Below are 3,913 nucleotides of genomic sequence, written 5' to 3'. Positions count from 1 at the left end.
CGAGCACCGTCGCGTCGAGCGACACGGCGTCGGCCCCCGCGCCGTGCACCAGTCCGACCGGGGGCCTGCGCGCGCAACAGTGCACGACCACCGGCGAGCCCGTGGCCTCCCGGGCGGCGGTGATCACCCGGGACAGCAACTCGCGCGCCGCGGGCTCGGGGACCGACTCGACCGTGCCGTACCCGGACGCGGTGGGCAGGGCACCCGCGAGCACGTCGGGCAGTGTCGGCTCGTCGAGCTGGACCACCACCCGCGCGCCCGTGCGGGCCGTCAGCTCCGCGACGTGCGCGGCCATGCCCTCGACCACGGAGTCGGTGAGGTCGCGCAGGGCCCCGTGATCGGTGAGCACCCGGTGTCCGCGGGCGAGTTCGATGCCCGAGGCCAGCGTCCACGGACCTGCGACCTGAGTCTTGATCACCGGGGGTGCCGTCGACTGGGCCGCCTCGGTGACGGCGTCGACGTCCCAGCGGAGCAGGTCCACAGCCCGCCGGTGATGCCGCCCCGCCCGCGCGGCGATCCGGTAGCCGGAGGGAACGACCTCCACGGCGAGGTCGACCAGCATGGCTGCCGTGCGTCCGATCGTGTCACCCCCGACGCCGCGCGCGGGGAGCTCGGGCAGGTGCGGGAACCCGGGCAGCTCGCCGAACACGATCGCGGCGGCCTCGGCCGCGTCGGTGCCCGGCATGGAGCCGATCCCGGTGGCCGCGCCGGAGGGCCAGACTCGCTCACTCACGGTCTCGATTGTGCCCACCCACGCCACCCCGGGGAGCGGCCGGGTCTCGCGTCCGCGGGTCCGTCGGTTCTCGCCCGGGCCGGTCAGTATCCCGTACCGTCGGAGGGGTCGCAACCGCTGTGCACCAGGGAGGTGAGACGCATGAGAATGGCACTCGCGCAGACCGACTGCCGGCTCGGTGACGTGGACGGGAACCTCGCCGACGCCGAACGCCTCGTCAAGGACGCGGCCGCCGAGAACGCCGATCTGGTCGTGTTCCCGGAACTGAGCCTGACCGGCTACGCGCTGGGCCAGCTCGCCGACGACATCTCCCTGTGGCCGGACGACCCGCGCCTGGCAACCCTGTCCCGGCACGGACCGGACGTGGTGATCGGGCTGTTGGAGGACGGCCGGATCCGGCGGCACAACTCGGCGCTCTACCTCTCCGACGGGCGCCTCGTGCACAACCACCGCAAGCTGTACCTGCCGAACTATCTGATCTGGGAGGAGCGCAAGCACGCGAGCCCTGGTCAGCACATGCGGGCCTTCGACACCGATCACGGCCGGTTCGCCACCCTGATCTGCAACGACGCCTGGCAGCCGATGCTGCCGTGGCTGGCGGCCCAGGACGGTGCGGAGCTGATGATCGTGCCCGCCAACAGCGCGGCCAAGCTCACCGGCGGGTCCTTCGATCCTGCCGAGTACTGGCACGACCTGCTCACCTTCACCGCCCGGATGCAGCAGTGCTGGGTCGTCTACGTCAACAGGGTGGGAGACGAGGCCGGTGTGCGGTTCTGGGGTGGTTCGCGGGTGATCGACCCGTGGGGCTCGGCCGTGGCGACCGCGCCGACGTGGGACGAGGCGCTGACGGTGGTCGACATCGACCCGCACGCCGTGCGCAGGCGCAGGCGGGAGATGCCGCTGCTCGCCGACGCCCGCATGGGCCTCCTCCGCCGCGAACTGGAACGCCTCATCACCGAAAGCGGCAACGACTGACCCTACTGACCCGCGAGTTGCCCCTCCCGGCCCGCGAGTTGCCCCTCCCGGTCGGCGAGTTGCCCCTCCCGGTCGGCGAGTTGCCCTCCTCGTCATGAGTGCCCGGCACCTCGTATGTCGGCAGGGGAACGCGCACTGCTTGTCGGCACCCACGGGCCAGCGACCTCGGCCCGTCCAAGGTGGATACCGACGGAGCTCCACGGCGGGTACGGGCGAGCCCGCACCGCAACAGGCGCCTGTCTCATCGCGATCTCGCTGCCGCAGGCGGACTCGCGAGGCCGTGAAAGGGCGAGGTGGCTCTCGGCTGCTGGGGCGACCGGCGACCGCCAAGGGCAACTCGCGCACCGGGAAAGGCAACTCGCGCACGGGGAAAGGCAACTCGCGGGCCGGAAAGGGCAACTCGCGGGCGCGGGCGCCGGGCGCGGGCGGGCGCGCGTGGGGTGGGGTGGGTGAGTCGGGTCAGGCGTCGTGGGAGAGCTGGTCGCGGAGGGCGCGTTTGAGGATCTTGCCCGAGGCGTTGCGGGGCAGGTCGTCGACGAAGTGCACCGTCTTCGGGACCTTGAACCGCGACAACCGGCCCCGGGCGTGCTCGATCAGCTCCTCGGCGCCGACCTCCGACCGGCGCACCACGACCGCCGTCACGGCCTCGATCCACTTCTCGTCCGGCAGACCGACCACGGCGACCTCGGCGACGGCGGGATGCGTGTACAGCGCGTCCTCGATCTCGCGCGAGGCCACGAGCACGCCACCGGTGTTGATGACGTCCTTGATGCGGTCGACGACGTAGAGGTAGCCCTGCTCGTCCACACGCACCAGGTCACCCGAGTGGAACCAGCCGTCGCGAAAGGCCTCGTCAGTGGCCTCCGGCTTGTCCCAGTACCCCACGGCGAGCTGCGGCGACCGGTAGATCACCTCACCCTGTTCGCCGGGATCGACGTCGTGGCCGTCCGGGTCGACGACCCGTGCCTCGACGAACAGCACCGGCCTGCCCGCCGAGTCGGGCCGCTCGTCGTGTTCCTCCGGACGGAGCACCGTGGCCAGCGGCGCGATTTCCGACTGGCCGAAGCAGTTGTAGAACCCGAGGCCCGGCATCGCCCGGCGCAAGCGCTCCAGCACGGGCACGGGCATGATCGAGGCCCCGTAGTAGGCCTTGCGCAGCGCCGACAGGTCGAGGCTGTCGAAGTCGGGGTGGTTGGCCAGCGCCACCCACAGCGTCGGCGCGGCGAAGAACGCTCCGTGCCGGTCCTCCGAGAGCCTGCGCAGGATCTCGGTCGGCTCGGGGGTTTCCAGCACGGTGTTGGTCGCGCCGACCGCCAACCACGGCATCAGGAACACGTGCATCTGCGCCGAGTGGTACAGCGGCATGACGTGCAACGGCGCGTCGTCCGCGCTGAGGTCGAGGTCGACGACGCAGGAGACGTACTCGTGCACCAGCGCCCGGTGCGTCATCATGGCGCCCTTCGGCCGCGAGGTCGTGCCCGAGGTGTAGAGAAGCTGCGCCAGATCGGTGTCGGCGACGGCCACGTCGAGCGCGGGCACCTCGCCGTCCCGCGCCGCGGCCAGCAGGCTCTCGTCCGCCTCACGCAGCGGCACCACGGCGCGGTCCGGACCGGGCAGGTCGGTGAGATGCCCGGTCAGGGCCGGGTCGGCGAGCACGAGGTCGCTTCCGGACTGGTCGAGCAGGTAGGCCAGCTCGTCACCGGTGAGGTTGTAGTTGACCGGCACGTGCACCAACCCGGCACGCGCGCACGCCAGGAAGCCGAGCAGGTACGCGTCGGAGTTCCGGCCGTAGGCGGCGACCCGGTCGCCGTGGCGCGGGCCGAGGGAGAGCAGGTGCGCCGCCGCCCGCGTGGTCGCGGCGTCGAGTTCGGCGTAGGTCCACGTCCGGTCGCCGAACCGCAGCGCCACCCGGTCCGGGACACGCGCGGCACTGCGCCGCAGGATGTCGGAGACGGTGCTGGACCGCGTCCCGTCCGCCCCGGTACCGGACGTCGTCGCCACCATGGGCCACCTCCCACGGCGTCGTCGAGAGTGTCACGCCGTGGCGGCGATCTTCGCACTCCCGAGCACCACATCGCCAGCCTCGGCCTCGGGCCGGTACAGAACGACCACCTGGCCGGGCGCCACGCCCGTCAGCCGTTCGCGCAGGTGGACCACGACGCCGCCGTCGACCGCCTCGGCCACCGCGGGCGCCGCCCCGCCGTG

General features: G+C 72.3%; 4 protein-coding genes. 1 reads left to right on the top strand and 3 read right to left on the bottom strand.

Translation table 11 applies throughout. The features are described 5' to 3' along the window. Positions 1 to 733, bottom strand: a 733-nt coding sequence (locus SACSA_RS0118245) for a uroporphyrinogen decarboxylase/cobalamine-independent methonine synthase family protein (RefSeq protein WP_048876974.1), incomplete at its 3' end; no start/stop codon positions are given. A 141-nt stretch (positions 734 to 874) separates the two neighbouring features. Between SACSA_RS0118245 and SACSA_RS0118240 the strand changes: the two genes are divergently transcribed. After that, complete coding sequence (locus SACSA_RS0118240; RefSeq protein WP_028662013.1) at positions 875 to 1,708, top strand: nitrilase-related carbon-nitrogen hydrolase; 834 nt, start codon at positions 875 to 877, stop codon at positions 1,706 to 1,708. A gap of 459 nt (positions 1,709 to 2,167) precedes the next feature. Here the strand turns inward: SACSA_RS0118240 and SACSA_RS0118235 are convergent, their stop codons facing one another. Further along, positions 2,168 to 3,712, bottom strand: coding sequence for an acyl-CoA synthetase (locus SACSA_RS0118235; protein ID WP_019819171.1), 1,545 nt, complete (start codon positions 3,710 to 3,712; stop codon positions 2,168 to 2,170). Between the two features lie 30 nt (positions 3,713 to 3,742). Next, positions 3,743 to 3,913, bottom strand: a 171-nt coding sequence (locus SACSA_RS25395; RefSeq protein WP_332253394.1) for an aminomethyltransferase beta-barrel domain-containing protein, incomplete at its 5' end; no start/stop codon positions are given.

It is taken from the genome of Saccharomonospora saliphila YIM 90502, assembly GCF_000383795.1.
Lineage (GTDB): Bacteria > Actinomycetota > Actinomycetes > Mycobacteriales > Pseudonocardiaceae > Saccharomonospora > Saccharomonospora saliphila.
The sequence above is the reverse complement of the archived record's forward strand: the minus strand, read 5'-3'. Positions and strand labels throughout refer to the sequence as shown.

Bases quoted from the DNA above. Each gene is read 5' to 3' on its own strand.
- SACSA_RS0118240 (WP_028662013.1), top strand. From the start codon at position 875: ATGAGAATGGCACTCGCGCAGACCGACTGCCGGCTCGGTGACGTGGAC.
- SACSA_RS0118235 (WP_019819171.1), bottom strand. From the start codon at position 3,712: ATGGTGGCGACGACGTCCGGTACCGGGGCGGACGGGACGCGGTCCAGC.